Origin of the sequence: Seonamhaeicola maritimus, from assembly GCF_008056315.1 — a bacterium.
Taxonomy (GTDB): Bacteria; Bacteroidota; Bacteroidia; order Flavobacteriales; family Flavobacteriaceae; genus Seonamhaeicola; species Seonamhaeicola maritimus.
Genome location: NZ_VRKQ01000010.1, coordinates 101,962 through 126,211, shown reverse-complemented (window position 1 = coordinate 126,211; position 24,250 = coordinate 101,962). Strand labels below are relative to the sequence as shown.

The following is a 24,250-nucleotide window of genomic DNA, read 5'->3' as shown; positions in this document are numbered from 1 at the left end:
TCATGAACAAAACTATTGTTTTAGCATGTTTTTTAGCAGTTACAATGATTTATAGTTGTAAAAAGAAAGGAAAAGAATCACATCCTGAAGTTAAGGTGGTTTTTAAGAAGAAGCAAGTGGTGTATCAGGTGTTTACACGCCTTTTTGGAAATACAAATAATAACAACAAACCTTGGGGAACCATTGAGGAAAATGGCGTTGGTAAGTTTAATGATTTTACTAATACGGCATTAAAGGAAATTAAAGATTTAGGTGTGACTCACATCTGGTATACAGGAGTACCACACCATGATGTGATAACAGATTATACAGAATACGGTATATCTAATGATGACCCAGATGTAGTAAAAGGACGAGCTGGTTCACCTTATGCAGTAAAAGATTATTACAATGTAAATCCTGATTTAGCTGAAAATCCAGCTAATAGATTAGAAGAGTTTAAAGCACTTATTGAGCGATCTCATAAGGCGGGTTTAAAGGTTATAATAGATATTGTGCCAAATCATGTCGCTAGAAATTATCAGGGGTTAACCAATCCGGATGGTGTGAATGATTTTGGTGCTAATGATGATAAATCGGTAGCTTATCGCGTAGATAATAATTTTTACTACAACCCTGCAGAATCATTTAAAGTGCCTGTTTTTGAAAGAGACTATAAACCTTTAGGAGGCGATAATCACCCCTTGTCAGATAGGCAGTTTGATGAAAATCCTGCTAAATGGACAGGTAATGGGTCTCGTTTAAGTCAACCAAATTTTCATGATTGGTACGAAACAGTAAAAGTTAATTATGGTATTTCACCTGATGGTAAAAAAGATTTTGATGAATTACCAGAAGGATACGAGAATGAAGGTTTCAGAAAACACTTTGAGTTTTGGCAAGATAAAACTGTTCCTAATTCATGGGATAAGTTTAAAGACATTGCTCTGTATTGGTTAGATATGGGGGTAGACGGTTTCCGTTTTGACATGGCTGAAATGGTTCCAGTTGAATTTTGGAGTTATATGAATTCAAGTATTAAAACTAAAAATTCAGATGCCTTTTTATTAGCGGAAGTTTACAATCCAAGTTTGTATAGAGATTATATCAAAAAGGGGAAAATGGATTATCTGTATGATAAAGTTGAGCTCTATGACACCATCAAGCACGTAATGCAAGGCCATGGAAAAACAGATAATATCCCGCCAATTCAGGAAGGGCTAAAAGATATAGAACATCATATGCTTCACTTTTTAGAAAACCATGATGAACAACGAATTGCAAGTCCTGAGTTTGCAGGGAGCCCAGACAAAGGAAAGCCGGCTATGGTGGTATCGGCAACTATTAGTACTTCGCCAACTATGATTTATTTTGCTCAAGAGGTTGGGGAAGATGGTAGTGAAAATGCAGGTTTTGGAAAACCTTCAAGAACCTCAATTTTTGATTATATAGGAGTGCCAACCTTACAAAAATGGGTAAATGATAAACAGTTTGATGGTGGGAAATCAACAGAAGAAGAAAAGGCACTTAGAGATTTTTATAAAAGATTATTAAATTTCACTATTAATAGTTCTGCACTTGCAAGTAATTATGAAGATATTCATTTATACAATCGTAATAATACTGAGGGTTATAATGATAAAGTGTTGTCATTTGTGCGTTGGAGTACTGATGAAAAATTAATCATAATTTCAAATTTTGATGACACAAACACATATAACTTCAATTTAGAAATTCCAGAAAATGTGATTAAAAAATGGCAGATGGAAGATGGTAATTTTAATACTAATGATGAACTTTACAATCAGTATTCTTCAAGTTTGAATATTGAAGATTCTAAGGGAATTATTAATATGGAAATTAAGCCTTTGGAATCGTTCATTTTAAAGATTAAATAAATGAAGAAACTTTTATTATTAGTGGTTGGTATCCTTTTTATAAACTGTAAAGAAAAGGAAGGACAAATAGAGGTGCAGCAAGAAATACCTTTTGTTTGGGAAGGTGCCAATGTTTATTTTTTGTTAACGGACAGGTTTAATAATGGAGATACATCTAACGATATTAATTTTGATAGAACTAATGAAACTGCCATACTTCGTGGTTTTGAAGGGGGCGATTTGAAAGGAATTACAAGAAAAATAGACGAAGGTTATTTTAATGATTTAGGAATCAATGCGATTTGGATGACGCCTATTGTAGAGCAAATTCACGGAAGTACAGATGAAGGAACTGGTGTCACGTATGGTTTTCATGGGTATTGGGCAAAAGATTGGACCGCAATTGACCCTAATTATGGAACAAAAGAAGATTTACATCAATTAGTAGATGCTGCTCACAAAAAGGGAATAAGAGTTTTATTGGATGCAGTTATTAATCATACAGGTCCGGTTACCGAAAAAGACCCTGTTTGGCCGGAAGGTTGGGTTAGAACAGGTCCTGCTTGTAAGCATAATTCGTACGCGTCTACCATAACCTGCACATTGGTAGATAATTTACCTGATGTTAAAACAGAGTCTAATGAGGCTGTAGATTTACCACCTCAATTGGTTGAAAAATGGAAACAAGAAGGACGTTATGAGCAGGAAGTAAAAGAGATAGATGCATTTTTTAAGAGAACAGGTTATCCTAGAGCGCCACGTTTTTATATCATTAAATGGTTGACAGATTATATCACCGAATTTGGAATAGATGGTTACCGTTGTGATACTGTAAAACATACCGAGGAATTTGTTTGGCAAGAATTTAAAACTGAATGTGATTATGCTTTTACTGAATATAAAAAAGCAAATCCAGATAAGGTTTTAGATGGAAATGATTTCTATTTGGTTGGAGAAGTTTATAATTATGGTATAAGTGGTGGGAAGTACTTCGATTTTGGAGACAAAAAGGTGAACTATTATGACAATAGATTCACAAGTCAAATCAATTTTGAATTTAAGTGGAATGCTGCTCAAATGTCAATTCAAGATATGTTTGATAAATATAATAGTGCTTTGCAAAATGAGTTGAAAGGCTTTGGTGTTTTAAATTATTTAAGCTCTCACGATGATCATGATCCCTTTGATGCAAACAGAACGAAGTCTTATGAAACAGCAAACAAATTATTGTTAGCTCCGGGTACTTCACAAGTGTATTATGGAGATGAATCTGGACGAGTGCTTCATGTAGACGGAGCAAATGGAGATGCCAACTATCGATCTTTTATGAATTGGAAAGATATTGAGAAAAATAAAGACGTATTAAGGCATTGGACAAAAGTTGGTCAGTTTAGAGCTAATCATCCGGCTGTTGGAGCTGGGGCTCATGAAATGCTTTCAAAAGAACCATTTGTTTTCAAAAGAAGTTTTGTTAAGAATGATTTTCATGATAAGGTAATTGTCGGGTTAGATTTACCAAAGGGTAAAAAGAAAATTGATGTTTCACATACATTCGAAAATGGTCAAAAACTTCATGATGCCTATTCTAATCAGCATGTATATGTGAAGGAAGGAAATATTATTATAAACTCAGACTTTAATATTGTTCTTTTAGAGAAATAAATAGATCATTTCTATTTAAAATTTAACATATTTGGATGTAACATTTCTAGTGTTATGAAGTCTTGTTTTTAACGACTAATCCAATTCTTTGTAAATTTGTTATACAAGACTATTTATATGACCGACATTAATGCCAATATAGATTCACCTTTAATTCTTAAAGTGAGCTTCAAAAAGCTTTTGGAGTATTATGAAGGTTTAGCCAATAATGAAGATGAATTTTTAGCTGCTAGAGCTAATCGTGTTTTAAAAACAGCCGAAGACTATCCTGAATTGCGTGATGGTTTCACTACAATTCAAACTTTAAAAGATAGAAAGAAAGAAATTGGTTTTATTCTTCAAGATACGTTTAGCCCTTTACTTACTAAAAACGAAATTAAAACCGCTTCGGTACCGTTTCATAATTTGATTTTTAATAAATCAGAGCGATTTAAAAAAATCATCAAAACTGCTGGAGACGATTTTGAACTTCAAATAAAAAATATGCCGGATGAATATAGGTATATTATTGCCTGTACCATCATCTTAAATTTCTGCTACGGACATGATTTGAATTTCAAGCGTCCTTTTTATTACGAAATACCAGATGCTAATGGCATCATGCGTTATTATAAAATAATGTACAATGCTGATTTTTGCGAAATAATACCTGCCGAAAATGCTCCTAAGATTACTCAAAAAGACTACGATGAATTATTAGATAATTTCGAAAATTTAGAACTTTGGAAAGCGAAATTTCCACCGAATAGTTATCAATTTAAAGGTTTTGTGATATCTAATATTTTTGATGTTACAGATGACCAGTCTATATCAAATATTAAATCTTCTTTAATCGGTGATGAGAAGAAAAAAGATGAAACCGTTATGGAAGGGTTTTATGATATTTTTCGTTCACTTTTAGGAATTAACGATATTAAAGTTGGGTTTTCAATTTATAATAAAGAAGAGAACACCTTCGAAAATGTATATGGTGCTGGAGTTAGTAGTTTTTTATTAGGAGGGCAAGAGAAAGAAGATTGTTGTAAGGCACTATGTGATTGGTCTCATAATAGATTGCTGAAAGAACATAAATATTTTTCAATTTCTGATGTCGACAAAGTTTATAAGAAAACTGAGGGCAAAGTACCTCAAATAAGTGTGCTACATAAGCAGGGGATTAAGAGCGCTATTTTTGCTCCTATAGCCAATGATGATGGCCTTATGGGAGTTCTGGAAATTGTGTCTAATAGACCAAAAGTACTCAATAGTATCAACGCAAATAAGTTAGTAGATATTATGCCATACATTGTGTCTGCTGTTGAGCGTTCTAAGGATGAAGAAGAAAATCTTATTGAAGCGGTTATTCAAAAAGAATGTACCTCTATTCACCCTAGTGTGCACTGGCGTTTTGCTAAGGAAGCTAAAGAGTTTATTAAAGACGAGATGAGTGGAAAGGAGGCAAGATTCAGAAAAATTGCTTTTGATAGCGTATATCCACTATATGGGCAAATTGATATAAAAGGTTCTTCCGAAGCTAGAAATAAAGCAACAAAGCAAGATTTAACCCTTCAATTAAACGCGGTTAAAAGTATATTTGAAAAGGCGTTTGAAATTGAGCCTTTACCAATTTATGAGCAGTTTGTTTATCAGGTAAAAGATTACCTTAATGGACTTAAAGAACATTTTCAGGTAGATAGTGAACAACAGATTTCAGTATTTTTTAAGCAAGAAGTGGAGCCTATATTTCAGCATTTAAGGAAGGTTGAAGGTTTGCAAGGGCTTATTGAAAAGTACCATAATAGTATTGACAAAAAGGTTGATGTACTTTATAAGCATAGAAGAGATTACGATGAGACTATTGCCACTATAAATCAGGAAATGGCATCGTTATTAGATAGAAAGCAGATTGAAGCACAAGCTATGTATCCGCACTTTTTTGAGCGTTTTAAAACGGATGGTGTAGAACATAATATGTATGTTGGTGAGTCAATCACTAAAGAAGATAATTTCAATCTTTTATACTTGTACAATCTTAGATTGTGGCAACTTCAGGTCATGTGTGAAATGGAGAATACCTACTACCAAATGCGGCCTGATTTTTCAATTTCATTAGATGTGGCATCAATGGTATTAGTGTTTAATCAGCCATTGTCTATAAGTTTTAGAATGGATGAAAAGCAGTTTGATGTTGATGGAACATATAATGCTCGATATGAGATTGTGAAAAAACGCGTTGACAAAGCTTTCATAAAAGGAACTAATGAGCGTGTTACTCAAAAAGGTAAAATCAGTATTGTTTATTCTCAAAAACAAGATGAAGTTGAATACATGCATTATATTAAGTTTTTGCAGGCTAAAAACTATTTAGATGATGATGTTGAAATTGTTGAACTTCAAGATTTACAAGCGGTAACCGGGCTTAAAGCTATTCGCGTTAGCGTACTTTATCATAAAAATGAAAACGATAAATCATTTTACACGTATGATGATTTAATGAAGGAGATAAAGGCTTAATGTACTCCTATCATAATAAAATTAAATCTAGAATTAAAAACAACGAACTCATTAAATATGAGTATGTAGATAATTACTAAGCTATTGCGCCATGTGTTTATTGTTGTGTTTTAATACTGAGCCCTATATTCGTCCAGTAAGAGAGTATAGGTTTGAAGAATACGAAGCCTTTTTTAAAGAGTTGAATATTGTTAGTTAGCGGCACCCGAAGTGTAAAAAGCTATGGCAAAAGCTAGTACACTTACAATAATTCCAATCATAAAAACGCTATAAGTTAAGCGTAATATTTTATATTTTTTATCCAAAACAAGACCTAAGAAATAAAGGTCTTTTTTCATGGATGAATACAGGTAATCTCTGTCTTGCATCATTTCACTCATAGCCCATTCAAAATCGTTTAGAGTCATTTTATGGAAGTTTCCAAAGAATAAAAGATTTACTTTTTTGTTAGCGACATCATCTTTGGTGAATTTACCTCTTGTAACATTAGGTCTAGTAGCTAAAACTGAAAGAATAATTGATGCAACGGTTACAGTCACAAAAATAATGGTAGGAATAATTAAATGATGATTGGACGCATTATCCAATTTTGGAATTAAGTTAGCTAAAAGCAAAGACACAATAATAGCATTTACAGACAGTAATATGTTCGCTTTGGTATCGGCAATATTACTTAATTGCATGTGATTTTTTAGAGTGACTCTGAACATGGTTTCAATACCGCGTTCTGGTACTGCAACTTTATCTTTTTTAAATTTTAACTCTTCCTTTTTTTGAGATAGCTTTTTATCATCGGCATCTAATTTCTTTTTCATTTTTAACAATTCTGATAAATTTTTGCCTTTTCGTTTATCCCAAACAGCCGCCGCTTCATGCGTATGAAACTTATGTTTTGTTGAAAGGAAATTGATGTTTTCTTCTAACCATTCACTTTCATTATAAGTTCTGTTACAAAGCAATTCCCATTCTTTCCTTAGGAGTTCAGAAACTTCCATATAGCTTTTACTACCAATATGAGAACAGTCTGCATCCCTAATAATTTTTTCAAGCTGAGTTTGAGGCTTATAATCCATTTTAGTAGCCATAATTAACTGGCAAACCGTTTCAACGTTTTCTGGAGTGTATTTTTTAGAATTCAGAAATTCTTTGGCAATAACTACACTAGCTTCCTCGTGATTTTCAATACCAGTTGTGTAACCTGTATCGTGAAGCCAGCTACTTAAAAACAAAATTTCTTTATCGGTATCTGATAAATCACAAAGTTCAGCAAGTTCTTTGGTTTTTTCTGCAACACGTTGTGTATGAGTTAGGTTGTGATAAAGAAAAGAGGTGTCAAGCCCTTCGTTTAAAAGTTTGGTGGCAAATTTTTCGGCTTCAATGACTAGGTTGTTCATAAACAAACAGTTTAATGTAAAAATACTAAACTTTAGGAAAACTAAAGTATTGTATGTAAACGCAATATTTTGTCGTAAATTTCAAAATAACTTTCAGACGTTAGCGGATTAGAGGGTTTGTAAGAATGCTAATTGAAGAAGGACTCAGAATGAGGTAAAAAGCTACTAATGCATAAAGAAAGGACAAAATCTATGCTTACTTGGAAAGATGTTATCAGTTTTGCGGTTAATGGAAATTTAGAGCCAGATATTCGTGTTGAAAAAACTGCGAACCAATGGCAAAATCAATTAACACCGGAACAATTTAGAATTACTAGGCAAAAAGGAACGGAGCGACCTCATTCAGGTGCTTTGTGTGCCTCCCATGAATTAGGTAAATATAGTTGTATTTGCTGTGATTCGCCTTTGTTTGATTCTACAATAAAATTTAACTCTGGTACGGGGTGGCCTAGTTTTACACAGCCTATAAAAGATAATGCTATTAAATACGAAAAAGATGATTCGTTTGGAATGGTTAGGGTTGAAGTTATGTGCAATACTTGCGATGCACATTTAGGGCATGTGTTTCCTGATGGACCGGAACCCAGCGGATTGAGATATTGTATCAATTCAGAATCACTTCAATTAGAAAAGGAGGCTACAGATGGACAATAAAAAAAATGAATTAGCCACTTTTGGAGGTGGTTGTTTTTGGTGTACAGAAGCTATTTTTCAAGAGGTTAAAGGCGTTGAAAAAGTGGTATCCGGTTATTCAGGAGGAAATGCACCTGGGAAACCAACTTACAGAGAGATTTGTTCTGGTTTAACGGGGCATGCCGAAATAATACAAGTTAGTTATGATGCCGATATTATTTCGTATGAAGAACTGCTTCTTATTTTTATGACCACACATGATCCTACAACTTTAAATAGACAAGGTGCAGATTCTGGTACACAGTACCGCTCGGTTATTTATTATCAAGATGAAAACCAAAAGGAAATTGCTGAGGCTGTAATTAAAGAGGTTGCTAAATATTTTGACAACCCAATTGTTACTGAAATTGCACCTATAGATATTTTTTATGAAGCCGAAGATTATCATCAAAATTATTACCAAAATAACACTGAACAAAGCTATTGTAATTTTGTAATTACACCTAAGTTGGCAAAGTTTAGAAAACTTTATGCTGAAAAGTTGAAAAAATGATGCACTAGCTAAAATTGTTTATTTTTATAATTGAGAATTAACCCAACCAAATGAAGATTCGTTTAAAAACAGTTATAGTTTTTATTGGTGTTATTATTTTAAATGCCTGCGCCACTTATAAACCTCAATATAAAGAAGGAGTTCAAATACAAGATATTCCTATAGGAGATATTGCTCATTCATTTTATCTAATTGGGGATGCTGGAAATTCACCTATTGGAAGTCAATCAGTTGCAGTAAAAAAGTTTAAAGAAGCACTGATTAATGCAAATAAAAACAGTACCGTCTTGTTTTTAGGTGATAATATTTATCCAAAAGGGTTGCCAAAAAAATCAGAAGAAAGTAGAGCCTTTGCAGAACATCAATTGAATGTGCAAACAGAAGCGGTTAAAGATTTTAAAGGAAGAACCGTTTTCATTCCAGGTAACCATGATTGGTATAGTAACGGACTTAAAGGTTTAAAACGTCAAGAAAACTATATTGAAGATATTTTGGGCAAAAACACCTTTTTACCTGAAAATGGCTGCCCGTTGGAAAAGGTTGAAATATCAGATGATATTGTAATGATTATAATTGATTCTGAATGGTATCTTACAAATTGGGATAAGCATCCAACAATTAATGATGATTGCGAAATTAAAACTAGAGCTAAGTTTTTTGAAGAATTAGAAGGTCTAGTAAAAAAAGCTCGTGGAAAAACTACTTTAATGGTTATGCATCACCCTATGTTTACTAATGGACCTCATGGTGGACAGTATTCGTTTGGTATGCACATGACTCCAATTCCAATTCTAGGAACTCTAAAAAACGTATTAAGAGAAACAAGTGGGGTGTCACCCGCAGATTTACAAAATAAGAAGTATAATACGTTTAAAAAACGTGTGGTGACCTTAGCTCAAGAAAATGAAAAAGTGGTCTTTGTTTCAGGCCATGAACACAGTTTGCAATACATAATTAAAGATAATTTACCGCAGATTATAAGTGGTTCGGGGTCAAAAGCTACACCAACTAGAAATATTGATGGTGAGTTTTCGGCAAGTGACTCGGGTTATGCGAGGTTAGATGTTTATAAGGATGGTTCTTCGGTTGTTGAGTTTTATTCGGCAACACAGGAAAAAGTAATTTTTAAACAACAAGTATTTGAAAAGGATAATAATGAAACGGTTGATGAATACAATAATATATTTCCAAATGAGGAAGCTGCTTCTGTTTATACAAATGAAGAGGTAGATAAGAGTAATTTCCATAGAAAATTTTGGGGAGAACGTTACAGAAAATATTATGGTATTAAAGTAAAAGTACCAACAGTAAGGTTGGATACTTTGTTTGGTGGTTTAACACCTTTTAGAAAAGGAGGGGGGCATCAGTCAAAATCACTTCAGTTAATTAATAGTGAAGGAAAGCGTTATGTAATGAGGGCCATTCGAAAAAGTGCTATTGTTTATTTGCAAGCTATGGCCTTTAAGGATCAATATATTGAAGGGCAATTTGATGACACCGCAACCGAAAGCTTATTGCTAGATTTTTATACAGGGTCTCACCCATATGCACCGTTTGTTACAGGAGGATTGTCCGATGCAGTGAACCTATACCACACCAATCCAGTTTTGTATTATGTGCCTAAGCAAAATACATTAGGTGCTTTTAACTCAAGTTTTGGTGATGAGTTGTATATGCTTGAAGAGCATGTGTCTGACGGTCATGGTAACCTTAAAAGTTTTGGTTACGCCAACAAAATTGAGAGTACAGATGATTTAATGAAGAAACTGCGTAAAGATGAAAAGTATGTTGTAGATGATGATATGTTTCTTAGAGCACGCTTATTTGATATGGCTATAGGAGACTGGGATAGACATACAGATCAATGGCGTTGGGCGGAATTTGAAAATGGTGGAAAGGTAATTTATAAGCCCATTCCTAGAGATAGAGATCAAGCGTTTTCAAAAATGGGAGATGGTGCCTTAATGAAGTTTGCAACACGAGTAGTGCCACCATTAAAATTGATGGAGGGTTTTATGGAAGATATTCGCAATGTGAAAGGATTTAATTTTAGTCCGTTTTCTTTAGATATGACCTTACTTAATAAAACCACAAAAAAACAATGGTATGAGCAGGTAGCTTATATTCAAAAAAACTTAACAGAAGAGGTTATTAATAAGGCTTTTGAGTCATTTCCCATAGAAGTTCAAAGTGAAACCATTATTGAAATAGAGCGTGTTCTAAAAGCAAGAATCAAGAACTTACCCAAGATTGCTGATGCGTATTATCAGGCGCTCAATAAGTTTGCGGTTGTAACTGGAACTGATAAAGATGATTTATTCGAATTTGAACGAATGCCTAACGGAAACACAAAACTAACTGGTTCAAGAATTAAAAATGGAAAGAAAGGAGAGGTGTTTTTTGAAAAAATCTATTCTAAAAATGAAACCAAAGAGATTTGGGTTTATGGGTTAGATGATGAGGATCAATTTAAAGTGTTTGGAGATGGAGATGATTTAATAAAACTCCGTTTAATTGGAGGGCAGAATAATGATATTTATATTATCGAAAACGGTAAAAGAGTAAAGATGTACGATTATAAATCGAAGAAAAATGAGTTTGTAACTAAGAAAGGAAATCAAAAACTAACTGATGATTACGAAACCAATATCTACGATTTCACAAAGCTTAAAAATAGTGCTAATCAGTTTTTACCTGTTTTGGGAGCAAATCCTGATGATGGTTTTAGATTTGGTTTTATAAATACATTAACAAATTATGGGTTTGACAGAAACCCATTTAGTTCAAAGCACACATTTTCTGGTGCTTATTATTTTGCAACTAGCGGATTTGATTTAGGGTATACGGCAGAATTCGCCAATGTTGTTGGTAAAATGAATCTAGGAATAGATGTAGATTTTACAAGCCCTAATTATACGATTAATTTCTTCGGATTTGGTAATGAAACATCCAACCCAAACGTCGACGATGAAGATAATTTTGATTTAGACTACAACCGAGTGAAATTAAAAACCTTAAGAATTGCACCTTCATTAATTTGGAGAGGAGAACAAGGAGCAAGTTTTAAAATTGGAATGAGTTATCAGTCTATTGGAGTAGAAGAAACTAATGATCGATTTATAAACACATTTTATTTAGCTAACGGAGAGGAAAATAATAAGGACTTCATTAATTCAGAAGTTGCTTATGCTTATGAAAATAAAGACAATGAGGCCTTCCCTACTATGGGTATGCAAACAAGCTTAACTTTTGGGTATACCTCTAATATTGATGATTCTGATGCCTTTGGGTATTTTATACCAACACTTGGTATTGATTATAAGTTAGACGCAAGGGGTCAATTAGTCTTTGCTACTATGTCGAGAGCACATATTATTTTTGGTGATAATTTTGAATTTTACCAAGGAGCAAATTTAGGAGCTAATAACGGATTAAGAGGTTATAGAAATGAGCGTTTTACTGGTAAAAGTGCTTTTGTTCAAAGCACCGATTTAAGATTGAATCTTAAAAAAATTAAAACCACTTTATTGCCGTTAAGTATTGGTGTTTACGGAGGTTTAGATTACGGGCGTGTTTGGGTTGATGATGAGGATTCTGATAAATGGCATAATTCTATAGGAGGTGGGATTTTTGCAAATGCAGCCGATATTATGACTTTAAACTTGTCGGCTTTTAATAGTGATGATGGCTTACGTTTTGCCTTCAAAATGGGCTTTGGGTTTTAGTGTAATTTTTGGTTAGTTTTCACGTCTATTTAAGTGTAAATATTTTAAGATGAAAAGTAATTTTAAAGATATAATAAATTCAAACAAAATAGTTCTAGTAGATTTTTTTGCCACATGGTGTGGGCCTTGTCAAGCTCTAATGCCAATTTTAAAGGAGGTGAAAGGTGAATTAGGAGATGCAGTTAAAATTGTTAAAATCGATATTGATAAAAATCATGATTTAGCCGTAAAATATCAGGTGAGAAGTGTCCCTACAATGACTTTGTTTGTTGATGGTGTTCCAAAATGGAGACAATCTGGAGTTTTGCAAAAGAAGGATATTCTAAATGTCATTGAAACACATGGAGAAATTACGGTTTAGTAATTTTAAACTTATATAAATTTCCACCTTGTCCATGTGTTTTTTCATCGGTAATTAATAGGGTGTTGTTGTCTTTAAAACATACACCTTCTTTTTGAGAGATATAATCAAATGAAAATTCAGTTATATCACCCTTAAAGAAATTATCGCTTTCAAAATTTGTAAATACCCAAGCAGATTTAGGGGTTAATAAAACCATTTTTTTACCATCATTACTAATATCGGCAGATGTTATCCAACATTTTGATTCATTACAGGTACTGAATGAATCCACAAGTTGTGCTACATGATTACCTGGTTTTGCAGGAAGTTTATACATGTTAGTTTTACCAAAATCACCTTTAACTCTGCTTTTAGTAAATAAATACAAGCTATCATTAAAGTGAAAAAAAGCTTCGCAGTCAAAGTGCATTTTTTTCTTTTTAGGTGGATATTTATACTGATTTTCAAACCTAAATGAAATCCGTTCTATTTGAACCTTTTCATTTGACTTTAACGAATTTTTGTTAATCTTCAAAATGAATAAATTCTCTCTTTTGTTAGCGTTATTTCCAAAATCACCTATATAAACATTGCCCTTAGCATCCGCAGTTAAATCTTCCCAATCATGGTTTTTGGCTTGTATTTTTACTTCCTTAATTATCTTTCCTTTTTCATTCAAACCATACAGATGTGATTTATTGCCGCCATCGTTTAACATCCAAATTAGGTTGGAGCCTTTTATAACTTCGGTACCAGAAACTTCTTTTAATGTATTAGGTAAATCTGCAGCAACTTTTAAGTTTCCTGTTTGGCATGATACAGAGAGCACAAAAAGAAATAAGAAGGACAGTTTAAACATAAAGCAGATTTTAATGCTAAATTTACATCGATTTTTTTATTTATGAAGCAATACAATGTTATTATAATCGGTGGTGGGGCCGCAGGTTTTTTTGCGGCAATCAATATAGCCGAATTGAATCCCGATTTAAAAATAGCCATTTTAGAGAAAGGAAAAGAGGGCTTACAAAAGGTTAAAGTTTCTGGTGGCGGGCGTTGTAATGTAACTCATGCGCAATTTATTCCAAAGGAATTAACGCTTAATTACCCAAGGGGTGAACGAGAATTGCTAGGACCATTTCATCAGTTTATGACTGGAGATACTATTGAATGGTTTGAAAAGCGTGGAGTTGAACTTAAAATTGAAGAAGACGGACGCATGTTTCCGGTAACAAATTCTTCACAAACTATTATTGATTGCTTTTTAAGTGAAACGATTCGATTAGGTGTTGAAATATTATATGATCAAACTTTAAAATCCATTCAGGTAGCCGATTCTAATTGGGAGTTGGAAACACAAGAAGATGCTTTTTTAGCTGAAAAAGTATTGGTTGCAACGGGAAGCAATGTTAAGGTTTGGAAAATGCTCGAGGATGTAAATCATTCTATAGCTGAACCAGTGCCATCATTGTTTACGTTTAATGTATCAGATAGGCGAATAAAAGGAATTCCGGGAGTGGTAGCTCAAAATGTAGAAATAAAAGTTTTAAGAACTAATTTAGTTTCAGAAGGTCCATTATTGGTAACTCATGTTGGATTTAGTGCGCCAGCTATTTTAAAACTATCGGCTTTTGGAGCATTGGAATTGGCTGAAATGAATTATAAATTTCAAATAGAAATTAATTTTATCCGTCATTCATTTAATACTTGTCTTGAGCAACTCAAGGAACTGAAAAATGACTTAGCTAAAAAAACAGTTATCAAATTTACCCAATTCGATTTACCAAAACGATTATGGCAAAAATTGGTGCTGGCGTCTAATATTAACGAAGATATTAAATGGGCAGAGATTAATAGGTCGCAGTTGGATGCTTTAGCTGCACAATTAACAAAGGCTGTGTTTGAGGTAAATGGGAAAAGTACTTTTAAAGAAGAATTTGTAACCGCAGGAGGCGTAAATTTAAGGGAGGTTAACTTTAAAACATTTGAGAGTAAGTTGCACAAAAACCTATACTTTGCAGGAGAAGTATTAAATATTGATGCCATAACAGGAGGTTTTAATTTTCAAAATGCATGGACAGGCGCTTTTATTGCAGCTCAAAATATGTCGAAATAAATGAAAACATTCATAGCCCTTTTAAAAGGAATTAATGTTGGCGGTCATAAAAAGGTACCAATGGCAGAGCTTAGAGAATTGCTCACAAAATCTGGGTTCACTAATGTTAGAACCTATATTCAAAGCGGCAATATTTTCTTTGAAACATTAGAGGAGTCATATAACCACATAGAAAAAATAATAAGTGATGCCATTCAGAATCACTTTGGATTCGAAGTATTAGTTTTGGTTAGAGATCATCAAGATTTAAGGCGAATTTTTGATGATTGCCCATTTGATGAAGCAAAAAAAGAAGCCAGTTATTTTATGATGCTACACGATGCACCAAGTACGGATTTAGTGAACACAGCATCAGAGAAAATCTATGAAGGCGAAGAATACAACATTATAAATGATTGTATTTATTATTTCAATGTGAAAGGATTTGGTAGGTCTAAATTTAACGGCAATTTTTTTGAAAGAAAGTTGCAAACTTTTGCTACTGCTAGAAATTATAAAACCATGATAAAGTTAATGGAGCTGTCATCATAAGTTAAAAAAGACCATTTGTATTTCTTATTTTTGCTCAAATAAACTAAGATTTTATAAGTCCGTTTTAAACGGTCTTTGTCTGAGAATTAAACCTATGACAGAACAAGATTTTATTCCCAAGCCATATTCTAAAACCATTGAGAAAGGAAGCGTGACCTGGGAATCTCCAAGTAACATTGCCTTAGTAAAATATTGGGGAAAAAAGGAAAGCCAAATACCGGCTAACCCATCGGTGAGTTTTACCCTTAATGATTGTAAAACAACAACAACTTTAAGTTTTTCAAAAAAGAAAAGTGAAGATGCTTTTTCATTTGATGTGTATTTAGATGGAGAGAAAAAAGACGGCTTCAAACCTAAAATTGAAACCTTTTTTAAACGCATTGAGCAATATGTTCCTTTTGTTAAAGGCTATCATTTTAAAATTGAAACATCAAATACGTTTCCTCATAGTTCTGGAATTGCATCATCCGCATCAGGCATGAGTGCTTTAGCCTTATGCTTAACGAGTATTGAAAGAGGATTGACTGGTGATGTTGATGATAAGTATTTTACTCAAAAGGCTTCATTTTTAGCACGTTTAGGTTCAGGAAGTGCATGCAGAAGTTTAGAAGGCGATTTGGTAGTTTGGGGGCAACATCATGAAATTAAAGAAAGTTCAGATTTATTTGGAGTTAAATACCCTTTTGAAGTTCATGAAAAATTCAAAAATTATCAAGATACCATACTGCTAGTTGATAAAGGAGAAAAGCAAGTAAGCAGTACCGTTGGCCATAACTTAATGCATAATCACCCATTTGCGCAGGAACGTTTTAAACAAGCACATATAAACCTTTCGGCGTTAATAAAGGTGTTTAAAGAAGGCGATTTAGATGAATTCATAAACATTGTAGAAAGTGAAGCTTTAACGCTACATGCTATGATGATGACAAGTATGCCTTATTTTATTTTAATGAAACCAAATACTTTAGAAATCATCAATAAAATATGGGTATTTAGACAAGAAACGGGCTCTAAAATATGCTTCACATTAGATGCAGGAGCGAATGTGCACGTACTATATCCACAAAGGGAATGTGAACAAGTTGGTGAATTCATTAAAAATGAATTAGTTGCACATTGTCAAAATGGACAGTATATTTGTGACCAAATTGGCTTTGGTGCTAAAGAAATAGTTTAAAAAGCTTGCATTTTGTTTAATTTAACATTAATATTGTTAAACAGAATTAATTTTTAATGCCCCTTAATCGAAATGTTTTATGAAAGGACCACTTTTTTATTCTAAAATATTACTCTTCGGAGAGTACGGGATTATCAAAGATTCTAAGGGGTTGTCCATTCCTTATAGTTTTTATAATGGCGCTTTAAAAACGGATAAAAATCCATCTGAAGAAGCTATTAAATCGAATGAAAGTTTAATCCGATTCGCTACTTATCTAGAAAGCATTGATGATAATATTGTAACCTTTGATATTGATTCTTTAAAAAGTCACGTTGAAGCAGGAATGTATTTTGATTCCTCTATACCACAGGGTTATGGAGTTGGAAGTAGTGGTGCTTTAGTAGCTGCTATTTATGATAAGTATGCACAAGACAAGATTACGGTATTAGAAAATTTAACCCGAGATAAGCTGTTAAAACTTAAAACTATATTTTCGACTATGGAATCTTTTTTCCATGGTAAATCTTCAGGTTTAGACCCCTTAAATAGTTATTTAAGTATTCCAATTCTTATCAATTCTAAAGATAATATTGAAGCAACTGGCATCCCATCTCAGAAAACAGAGGGTAAAGGTGGCGTATTTTTATTAGATAGTGGAATTATTGGAGAAACAGCACCAATGATTGGCATCTTTATGGAAAACATGAAGCAAGAAGGGTTCCGTAGTATGCTTAAAGATCAGTTTATTAAACATACAGATGCCTGTGTTGATGATTTCCTTAAAGGAGATATTAAGTCATTATTTAGTAACACCAAGCAACTATCTAAAGTAGTTTTAAACAACTTTAAGCCAATGATTCCAAAGGAGTTTCATGCACTTTGGAAAAAGGGAATTGAAACCAATGATTACTACTTAAAATTATGTGGCTCAGGTGGTGGTGGTTATATTCTTGGTTTTACAGAGGACATTCAAAAAGCTAAACAGGCGCTTTCAGATTATAAATTAGAGGTGGTTTATAACTTCTAATTTCTTATTTTTATTGTCATCTTGAGTTTATTCAGGATTTCATCATATTTTTTATGCTATCAAGAAGACAGAAATATATTCTACTAAAGTTTTTTAGTATGTTTTCTGTAGTTAGAGGCTACAATATTTTAGTTATTGTAGTGGCTCAATATTTAACTTCAATTTATATTTTAGCACCCGAAAGACCATTAGGTAGTGTTGTTTTTGATCTAAACTTATTCATGTTAGTTTTGGCCACAGGGGCAACCATAGCAGGAGGATATATCATTAATAATTTTTACGATTCAGAGAAAGATTTAATCAATCGTCCCATAAAGTCTAAGCTAGACAGATTGGTAAGTCAAAACACCAAATTGTCGTTTTATTTTGTGCTCAATTTTTTAGCGGCAATAATGGCGAGTTACGTGTCATTTAGGGCGGTAGTTTTCTTTTCTGTTTATATTTTCGGCATATGGTTTTACTCGCATAAACTAAAAAAAATGCCCTTTATTGGTAACTTAACTTCCGCTGTACTTACTATTACGCCATTTTTTGCCATTTTTATGTATTATAAAAATTTCGAAAGCGTCATATTTGTACACGCCACGTTTCTCTTCTTGATCATTTCAATGCGAGAACTCACTAAAGATTTAGAGAATATAAAAGGAGATTTAGCCCAGAATTACCAAACCATTCCCATTGCATACGGAGAAAAAGTATCAAAACAAATGCTTACAGTTTTGGCCTTGTTAACTCTAGTGCCAGCCTACTTATTACTCTTTCATTATGCCATTGGGTACATGTATCTTTTCTTTTATTTGGCCATTGTTTTACTGGTTGCCTTTTTAATAATGCTTTGGCGTTCACAAACCAAAATTCAATATCTCATATTGCACAACATATTAAAATTTATCATACTAGCTGGGGTATTTAGTATTTTACTTATAGATGTTAGCGTGATTTTAAATAGAATTTAATCTTTTTGGGCGTTACCCTATCGGGTCGGGCTTTCCATTGCAAGTCCTCGCTCGTACCTCGCTGTGGGCTTTTCATTCCAATCCCTAACGCGGGGGCAGTCATTAGTTACAATTTCAATAAACAGGTAAGTAATTATATCATCAATCAAAAATCGTCAATCATAAATTAAAACATATCTTTGCCAAAAATTAGAACCCATGAACAGGCAACGCGGAGGCAAACCACAAGGAAAATCTACAGGAAAACGTTTTAATAAAAACACACCAAAAGATGCTCCAAAGCAAAAGGCACCAGCCAAAAAGTCTAACTCAGGCGAGATTAGATTGAATAAATATATTGCCAACTCTGGAATTTGTTCACGTCGTGAAGCAGATGTTCATATAGCCACAGGTTTGGTTGCAGTTAATGGTAAAGTAATTGTAGAAATGGGTTATAAAGTAAAGCCTGGTGATGAGGTACGTTATGATGGAGCAAGAATAAACCCAGAAAAAAAGGCTTACGTATTACTTAATAAACCAAAAGGATTTGCCACTACCACCAGCGAGGGTAAAGGACGTACCGTTATGGATTTGGTAGCAAATGCTACTTCTTCTCGTATAAAGCCTATTGGGCGCTTAGGTAGAAATTCTAAAGGCTTATTGCTTTTTACTAATGATAAAGACATTGAAGATAAATTCAAAAGTTCTAAAACAGGAGTACCACGTTTATTCCAGATAGAACTTGATAAAAATTTAAGACTAGAAGATTTAAAAAAGATTCAAAACGGTTTTAAAATTGAAGGAAAACTTATCACTGTAGAAGAAATCAGTTATATAGATGGTGCTTCAAAAAAAGAAATTGGTCTAAAAATTAAAAATACCGGTAATACCATTATTCGTACTATTTTTGAGCAGTTTAATTATGATATTATTAGTATAGATTGTGTTGCTATTGGGCATCTTACCAAAAAGGATATTCCGCGCGGACACTGGAAACATTTATCTAATGAAGAGCTCACTATGCTAAAAATGATTTAAGCTTTTCTTCAAAATCAGTTAACACTAATATAATATAATCTTCACCGTATTTGAGTTCATTTGTAGCGCTATTAGTATAGTGCAACAACATTTTTGCATTTTTTTTTCACAGAAAAGAATTATTTAATAAATTTAATATATGTAATTGTTGTTATTCATATTTGTTTACTAACCTAAACTTAAAGTTATGAAAAGAATAATAGTTGATTATAATAAGTTAAATACAGATATCTTAAATCTCTTAATTGAGCGGTTTCCTGATGGTTATGGTGACAAGGATATTATTTCTTTCCGAAATGCCCATAACGATTTAATTGAAGCTGTTGAAGTGAAAACCGACGATACTATTTATTTAGTAAAAGTAGGTACGCATTTAGCAAAGGCTATGATAGAATTTGCAGATGATGACAATGAGGCTGATGAAGGAGCTCCCGTTGAAAATTTGGATGATGGAGATATTACAAATTAGAGTTAATTTTTAATGGAAATTGCAGTTTTTAAGTACTTCAAAGACGGCTTTTATTCATTTCTATTTGAGGACGGTTTGCAAATGGAATTTGAAGAAATACACCCCAAAGCCCTATATAAATACAATTTAAATAAAGACGATTCTTTCGTTGATAAAACCTTTAAACTTTCCTATTCTGAAGTGCCCAGTAGTAGAGATTTTGATGATGTTATTTATAGGATTGACCGGTTAGAGTTGGTTTAGGTTTAAGCCATAATTCCCATACCAGAACACCATAAACAACAAGGTATTCTAAACTTATTATCCAAAGGTTTTCAGATTTGGACGCATTCCCTATTTGCATATAGGCTAGGTAGCTAAGCACAATAACAAAGCTCCAGACTAGGGGGAATTTATATTTGGTAAATACAGATAAAAACAAGAGTGTTGCTACATACCATGGATGTACTGTTGTGCTTAATAATAAGTAACAAGCAAAAACAAATAACATTGATTTAATTAAACCTTCTATGGAATCGTTTTTTCTGAAAAAGGATCTGTAAAGTGTAAAAAGAAACACTGTGACAGAAAGGACAATGCCAATAATAGCAATTTCATTATAGCCTCTTAAGGTATAACCAATAGCCCTTAGAATATAGTATATGCTTGCGTTAAACTCAAAATTTTGAAACCAAAGCGCCACCGTTTCTGAGTAATTTGAAACGAATTGTTTTGAAAAGAAGGGCGCAAAAAGCAATAAGGTAACCCCGCCGACAATAGCATAAAACTTCATCAATTTTGTTATTCTGAACCAAACCGTAGCACCTTGTTCTTTAAGTTTAGCTGGTTTGAGCCTGTCATCATTGTAGTCCTTATTGTCTAGGCGGTTTTTAACAAACCATCCAAAAAGCAATGGCAAAAACATTAACGGAATTAACTTTGTTGAAATAGACAAAGCTAAAACCACAGCGGCCCATTGCCATTTATTAATAACTAATAAATATAAACTCCAAACTAAAAAGAAAATCATTACACCCTCAAAATGAAGGTTTCCTGTAAGCTCAATAATGATAAACGGATTTAGAACATACCAGAAGATATTTTGTACAGGTAGCTTTAGTTTTTTAAGTAGCTTTTTACCAAAATAAAGTGTTCCAAAATCTGCGGCTATAATAAGCATGCGTAAGCCAATAACCGAACCTATAATGTTGTTAGTAGAGAATAAGTTTGCCAGCACAAAACACAGTTGATTTATGGGCGGATAGTTTGTAAAATGGCTGGCATTTAGAGTGCCCATGCCCTTATATAATTCTTGGGCTTGTACTACTGGATAATCACCTTTTTGAATAAACGAATCAACTGTATATAAATAAGGGTTAAACCATTCTAAAATCATGCGTCCGTCCCAAATAAAACGATAAAAATCTTGTGATAAATTCGGGATTGCCAAAATAAATACCGCTCTAAATATAAAAGCAATAGCCGTTAATAATTTGATATTGTTCTTATTGTTTTTTACTAACCAATAAAACAAACCAAAAAGTAGCGTGTATAGGCTAACTAGTTTAAGGTATTGCGTGCGTTCTAAATCATAGGCAAATGCAACAAACAATATGCAACAAACAAGGCTTTGTAGTAAAGGTGTTTTATAAAGTTTTAATAAAGCTAGGTTCAGTTGCATAGACCAAATATAACATTAATGTATTTGTTATTATGCTTAAGGCGTGAATCTATAATTAAATATTAATTCTTGGTTTTTCTGTTAAAACCTAGTTTGTTTTTAACAGAAAAATTAACGAACTTAGTTTACCTTAGCTGAACTTGTTTCAGTATTGAATAAGAACTTTATCTTTGTAATGCACACATTTATATAATGCATACTTCAATTAATAATGATTGAGTCTAGAAACACCCAATACCCATCATATGAAATTTCTGATTAAATGTTTTAGATTGATATATTAATATTCATTGACGTTACCATTATTATTTTTAAGGGACTCACTACTTCTCAAGAAGAAAAGTATGATAGATATCTAAATTCAATATAGGAAAAGATTACAAAGGAATTGTGTTAAAAAAGTATGAAGACAAAAGAAATCATAATAGATCGACGCTAGTTTTTACTAATAGCAGAGAAATTACAATAAATTCAAAAGTTTTGGATGAGTTAGAATTGACTGACTCTATTATTAAAACAACAGGGGAATTACTTCTAACGGTTTATAGGGGGGACAATAGATTTACGATTAAACTAGATTGAAAAGTAAAAAACGAACAGCGGGTAATACAGAATATAAAAATTGTTAGTTTTACCTAAACCAATGTGAGTTACTTTGTTAGCTAACTTTTAATTTTTATAGGAAATATCACAGTATTCGAGTACTCATATTTTTAAATGCAAACCGTTAAACCAACCTTTCCAGAACCCATGTTTATTCCATAAAACCACCAAATTGGCAAACACCTGTGTTAGCGATTGTAGAGGAAAGCCCACAGTGAGGTACGAGCGAGGACTTGCAGCGTAAAGCGCGACCCCTTGTGGGTAATGCCCAAAAAATCAATCAGGTGCATTTAGGGGTTATTTTGAACGAATTACCTATTTTTAAGAAAACTTAATTGTGGCTACTAGCCTCTAATTTATCTCTAGGATGAAAACACACGCATTTACTTTACTAGCACTTTTTTCAGTTTTATTGGGTTTAGCTCAAGACAGGGTTACTGGAGAATTATTTGCCACTCGGTCTGAAATTATTGCTCAAAACGGGATGGTGGCAACAAGTCACCCGCTTGCTACTCAAGTTGGTTTGGATATTTTAAAAAAAGGAGGGAATGCCATTGATGCTGCCATTGCTGCAAATGCTACATTAGGACTTATGGAGCCAACTGGATGCGGTATTGGAGGTGATTTGTTTGTAATTCTGTGGGATGCAAAAACCAAGAAATTGCACGGGCTTAATGCTAGTGGTCGTTCTCCTAAGAGTTTGTCTTTGGAGTATTTTGAAGAGAAAGATTTTACTAAAATACCTGCATATGGTCCTTTATCAGTTAGTGTTCCGGGAGCTGTAGATGGTTGGTTTGAGTTACATGGTAAGTTTGGGTCTTTACCAATGCAAGATATTTTGAATCCAGCTATTAATTATGCCGAAAATGGTTTTCCGCTTACAGAACTTATTGGTCATTATTTCAACTTAAGTGTAAACCGATTTATGGCTTCTGAATTACCAAACATTAGGGATACTTATGTAATAGATGGTAAAATTCCCAAAGAAGGAGAAATTTTTAAGAATCCTTACTTAGCGAATACCTACCGAAACATAGCAAAAGGTGGTAGAGATGCTTTTTATAAAGGAGAAATAGCCAAAACAATTGCTGGGTTTATAAAGGAACATGGCGGGTTTTTATCTAAGGAGGATTTAGCTAGTCATAAAAGTGAATGGGTAGATCCTGTATCAGTTAATTATAGAGGTTATGATGTTTGGGAGCTCCCGCCAAATGGACAAGGAATAGCCGCTTTACAAATGTTGCAGATTTTAGAGGGTTATGATTTTTCAAACATTGAATTTGGAAGTACAGAACATTTGCATTTGTTCACGGAAGCCAAAAAGTTAGCTTTTGAAGATAGAGCTAAATATTATGCCGATATGCATTTTGCAAACGTACCAGTTGATGAATTGATTTCTGATGAATATGCCAATAAGCGCCGTGAGTTAATTACAGAAAGGGCTTCTAAGTATGATGCAGGAGAAATAAGTGCTGGAGAAACAATCTATTTAACCACTGCAGATAAGGAAGGTAATATGGTGTCTTTTATACAAAGTAATTATAGAGGAATGGGTTCTGGTATGGTGCCGCCTAAGTTAGGTTTTATGCTTCAGAATAGGGGTGAGCTTTTCAATTTAAAACGAGGGTTCTTTAATACGTATGAACCTGGTAAAAGGCCATTTCATACAATTATACCAGCATTTATAACAAAGGATAACAAACCATTTTTGAGTTTTGGTGTTATGGGTGGTGATTTTCAGCCTCAAGGGCACACTCAAATTGTTATGAATGTTATTGACTTTGGAATGAATATTCAAGAAGCGGGAGATGCCCCTAGATGGGATCATGCTGGAACTTCAAAACCCACAGGAGAACCGGCAGAAGGAACAGGGACTGTACATGTAGAATCTGGGATTCCTTATGAAACAGTACGAGGACTTATGAGTAAGCGTCATAAGGTAGGATTCGGATTAGGAGGCTATGGTGGTTATCAGGCTATTTTATGGGACGATGAAAATAAAGTATATCGAGGTGCTTCAGAAAGCCGTAAAGATGGTCAAGCAGCTGGGTTTTAA

Annotated in this window: 19 protein-coding genes; 16 read left to right on the top strand and 3 right to left on the bottom strand. The window is 33.4% G+C overall.

Annotation, left to right across the window (positions count from 1 at the left end; all coding sequences use genetic code 11):
- Positions 1-2: 2 nt before the first annotated feature.
- The 3 genes from FUA22_RS08640 to FUA22_RS08630 all read left to right on the top strand — a co-directional run bounded on the left by FUA22_RS08640 (position 3) and on the right by FUA22_RS08630 (position 6,011).
- Positions 3-1,877, top strand: coding sequence for an alpha-amylase family glycosyl hydrolase (locus FUA22_RS08640; protein WP_147767567.1), 1,875 nt, complete (start codon positions 3-5; stop codon positions 1,875-1,877).
- On the top strand, positions 1,878-3,518 hold the full coding sequence (locus FUA22_RS08635; RefSeq protein WP_147767566.1) for an alpha-amylase family glycosyl hydrolase: 1,641 nt from the start codon (positions 1,878-1,880) through the stop codon (positions 3,516-3,518). It begins immediately after the preceding gene.
- Between the two features lie 117 nt (positions 3,519-3,635).
- Positions 3,636-6,011: a GAF domain-containing protein gene (locus FUA22_RS08630; protein ID WP_147767565.1), complete on the top strand. Its 2,376-nt coding sequence runs from the start codon at positions 3,636-3,638 to the stop codon at positions 6,009-6,011.
- Positions 6,012-6,202: 191 nt separating this feature from the next.
- On the opposite strand, the gene FUA22_RS08620 is transcribed toward FUA22_RS08630, so the two are convergent.
- Positions 6,203-7,405, bottom strand: coding sequence for a Pycsar system effector family protein (locus FUA22_RS08620; protein WP_147767564.1), 1,203 nt, complete (start codon positions 7,403-7,405; stop codon positions 6,203-6,205).
- A gap of 192 nt (positions 7,406-7,597) precedes the next feature.
- Here FUA22_RS08620 and msrB point away from each other — a divergent pair, with 192 nt between their 5' ends.
- Genes msrB through trxA form a run of 4 tightly spaced genes read left to right on the top strand, consistent with a single transcriptional unit; the run spans position 7,598 to position 12,677 of the window.
- Complete coding sequence (msrB, locus tag FUA22_RS08615; RefSeq protein WP_147769048.1) at positions 7,598-8,059, top strand: peptide-methionine (R)-S-oxide reductase MsrB; 462 nt, start codon at positions 7,598-7,600, stop codon at positions 8,057-8,059.
- Positions 8,049-8,591, top strand: a complete 543-nt coding sequence (msrA, locus tag FUA22_RS08610; RefSeq protein ID WP_147767563.1) for a peptide-methionine (S)-S-oxide reductase MsrA — start codon at positions 8,049-8,051, stop codon at positions 8,589-8,591. The genes msrB and msrA overlap by 11 nt, the downstream gene beginning before the upstream one ends.
- A 50-nt stretch (positions 8,592-8,641) precedes the next feature.
- Positions 8,642-12,316: a metallophosphoesterase gene (locus FUA22_RS08605; RefSeq protein WP_147767562.1), complete on the top strand. Its 3,675-nt coding sequence runs from the start codon at positions 8,642-8,644 to the stop codon at positions 12,314-12,316.
- Positions 12,317-12,365: 49 nt separating this feature from the next.
- Positions 12,366-12,677: a thioredoxin gene (gene trxA, locus FUA22_RS08600; protein WP_147767561.1), complete on the top strand. Its 312-nt coding sequence runs from the start codon at positions 12,366-12,368 to the stop codon at positions 12,675-12,677.
- Here trxA and FUA22_RS08595 read toward each other — a convergent pair.
- Positions 12,667-13,518, bottom strand: coding sequence for a hypothetical protein (locus FUA22_RS08595; RefSeq protein ID WP_241664793.1), 852 nt, complete (start codon positions 13,516-13,518; stop codon positions 12,667-12,669). The genes trxA and FUA22_RS08595 overlap by 11 nt on opposite strands.
- 42 nt (positions 13,519-13,560) lie before the next feature.
- On the opposite strand from FUA22_RS08595, the gene FUA22_RS08590 reads away from it, so the two are divergent.
- The 8 genes from FUA22_RS08590 (at position 13,561) to FUA22_RS08555 (ending at position 20,174) form a co-directional block, all read left to right on the top strand.
- Positions 13,561-14,772, top strand: coding sequence for a BaiN/RdsA family NAD(P)/FAD-dependent oxidoreductase (locus tag FUA22_RS08590; RefSeq protein WP_147767560.1), 1,212 nt, complete (start codon positions 13,561-13,563; stop codon positions 14,770-14,772).
- Positions 14,773-15,303, top strand: a complete 531-nt coding sequence (locus FUA22_RS08585; protein ID WP_147767559.1) for a DUF1697 domain-containing protein — start codon at positions 14,773-14,775, stop codon at positions 15,301-15,303.
- A 94-nt stretch (positions 15,304-15,397) separates the two neighbouring features.
- Positions 15,398-16,480: a diphosphomevalonate decarboxylase gene (gene mvaD / locus FUA22_RS08580; protein WP_147767558.1), complete on the top strand. Its 1,083-nt coding sequence runs from the start codon at positions 15,398-15,400 to the stop codon at positions 16,478-16,480.
- Between the two features lie 79 nt (positions 16,481-16,559).
- On the top strand, positions 16,560-17,489 hold the full coding sequence (locus FUA22_RS08575) for a mevalonate kinase family protein (protein WP_147767557.1): 930 nt from the start codon (positions 16,560-16,562) through the stop codon (positions 17,487-17,489).
- 53 nt (positions 17,490-17,542) lie between these two features.
- Positions 17,543-18,445, top strand: coding sequence for a geranylgeranylglycerol-phosphate geranylgeranyltransferase (locus FUA22_RS08570; RefSeq protein ID WP_147767556.1), 903 nt, complete (start codon positions 17,543-17,545; stop codon positions 18,443-18,445).
- Between the two features lie 198 nt (positions 18,446-18,643).
- A complete protein-coding gene (locus tag FUA22_RS08565; RefSeq protein ID WP_147767555.1) occupies positions 18,644-19,462 on the top strand; it encodes a pseudouridine synthase in 819 nt (272 codons plus the stop codon).
- Between the two features lie 187 nt (positions 19,463-19,649).
- Complete coding sequence (locus tag FUA22_RS08560; RefSeq protein ID WP_147767554.1) at positions 19,650-19,931, top strand: hypothetical protein; 282 nt, start codon at positions 19,650-19,652, stop codon at positions 19,929-19,931.
- 12 nt (positions 19,932-19,943) lie between these two features.
- Positions 19,944-20,174 carry a hypothetical protein gene (locus FUA22_RS08555; RefSeq protein WP_147767553.1) on the top strand — a complete coding sequence of 77 codons (231 nt, stop codon included), beginning with the start codon at positions 19,944-19,946 and terminating at the stop codon, positions 20,172-20,174.
- On the opposite strand, the gene FUA22_RS08550 is transcribed toward FUA22_RS08555, so the two are convergent.
- The gene (locus FUA22_RS08550; RefSeq protein WP_170309879.1) at positions 20,140-21,591 is read right to left on the bottom strand and encodes a mannosyltransferase; all 1,452 of its coding nucleotides are present in this window, start codon (positions 21,589-21,591) and stop codon (positions 20,140-20,142) included. The two genes, FUA22_RS08555 and FUA22_RS08550, sit on opposite strands and share 35 nt — an antisense overlap.
- Before the next feature lie 970 nt (positions 21,592-22,561).
- Between FUA22_RS08550 and ggt the strand changes: the two genes are divergently transcribed.
- A complete protein-coding gene (gene ggt / locus FUA22_RS08545) occupies positions 22,562-24,250 on the top strand; it encodes a gamma-glutamyltransferase (RefSeq protein WP_147767552.1) in 1,689 nt (562 codons plus the stop codon).

Coding starts and splice junctions, on each gene's coding strand:
- FUA22_RS08640 (WP_147767567.1), top strand. CDS start 3: ATGAACAAAACTATTGTTTTAGCATGTTTTTTAGCAGTTACAATGATT.
- FUA22_RS08635 (WP_147767566.1), top strand. CDS start 1,878: ATGAAGAAACTTTTATTATTAGTGGTTGGTATCCTTTTTATAAACTGT.
- FUA22_RS08630 (WP_147767565.1), top strand. CDS start 3,636: ATGACCGACATTAATGCCAATATAGATTCACCTTTAATTCTTAAAGTG.
- FUA22_RS08620 (WP_147767564.1), bottom strand. CDS start 7,405: ATGAACAACCTAGTCATTGAAGCCGAAAAATTTGCCACCAAACTTTTA.
- msrB (WP_147769048.1), top strand. CDS start 7,598: ATGCTTACTTGGAAAGATGTTATCAGTTTTGCGGTTAATGGAAATTTA.
- msrA (WP_147767563.1), top strand. CDS start 8,049: ATGGACAATAAAAAAAATGAATTAGCCACTTTTGGAGGTGGTTGTTTT.
- FUA22_RS08605 (WP_147767562.1), top strand. CDS start 8,642: ATGAAGATTCGTTTAAAAACAGTTATAGTTTTTATTGGTGTTATTATT.
- trxA (WP_147767561.1), top strand. CDS start 12,366: ATGAAAAGTAATTTTAAAGATATAATAAATTCAAACAAAATAGTTCTA.
- FUA22_RS08595 (WP_241664793.1), bottom strand. CDS start 13,518: ATGTTTAAACTGTCCTTCTTATTTCTTTTTGTGCTCTCTGTATCATGC.
- FUA22_RS08590 (WP_147767560.1), top strand. CDS start 13,561: ATGAAGCAATACAATGTTATTATAATCGGTGGTGGGGCCGCAGGTTTT.
- FUA22_RS08585 (WP_147767559.1), top strand. CDS start 14,773: ATGAAAACATTCATAGCCCTTTTAAAAGGAATTAATGTTGGCGGTCAT.
- mvaD (WP_147767558.1), top strand. CDS start 15,398: ATGACAGAACAAGATTTTATTCCCAAGCCATATTCTAAAACCATTGAG.
- FUA22_RS08575 (WP_147767557.1), top strand. CDS start 16,560: ATGAAAGGACCACTTTTTTATTCTAAAATATTACTCTTCGGAGAGTAC.
- FUA22_RS08570 (WP_147767556.1), top strand. CDS start 17,543: ATGCTATCAAGAAGACAGAAATATATTCTACTAAAGTTTTTTAGTATG.
- FUA22_RS08565 (WP_147767555.1), top strand. CDS start 18,644: ATGAACAGGCAACGCGGAGGCAAACCACAAGGAAAATCTACAGGAAAA.
- FUA22_RS08560 (WP_147767554.1), top strand. CDS start 19,650: ATGAAAAGAATAATAGTTGATTATAATAAGTTAAATACAGATATCTTA.
- FUA22_RS08555 (WP_147767553.1), top strand. CDS start 19,944: ATGGAAATTGCAGTTTTTAAGTACTTCAAAGACGGCTTTTATTCATTT.
- FUA22_RS08550 (WP_170309879.1), bottom strand. CDS start 21,591: ATGCAACTGAACCTAGCTTTATTAAAACTTTATAAAACACCTTTACTA.
- ggt (WP_147767552.1), top strand. CDS start 22,562: ATGAAAACACACGCATTTACTTTACTAGCACTTTTTTCAGTTTTATTG.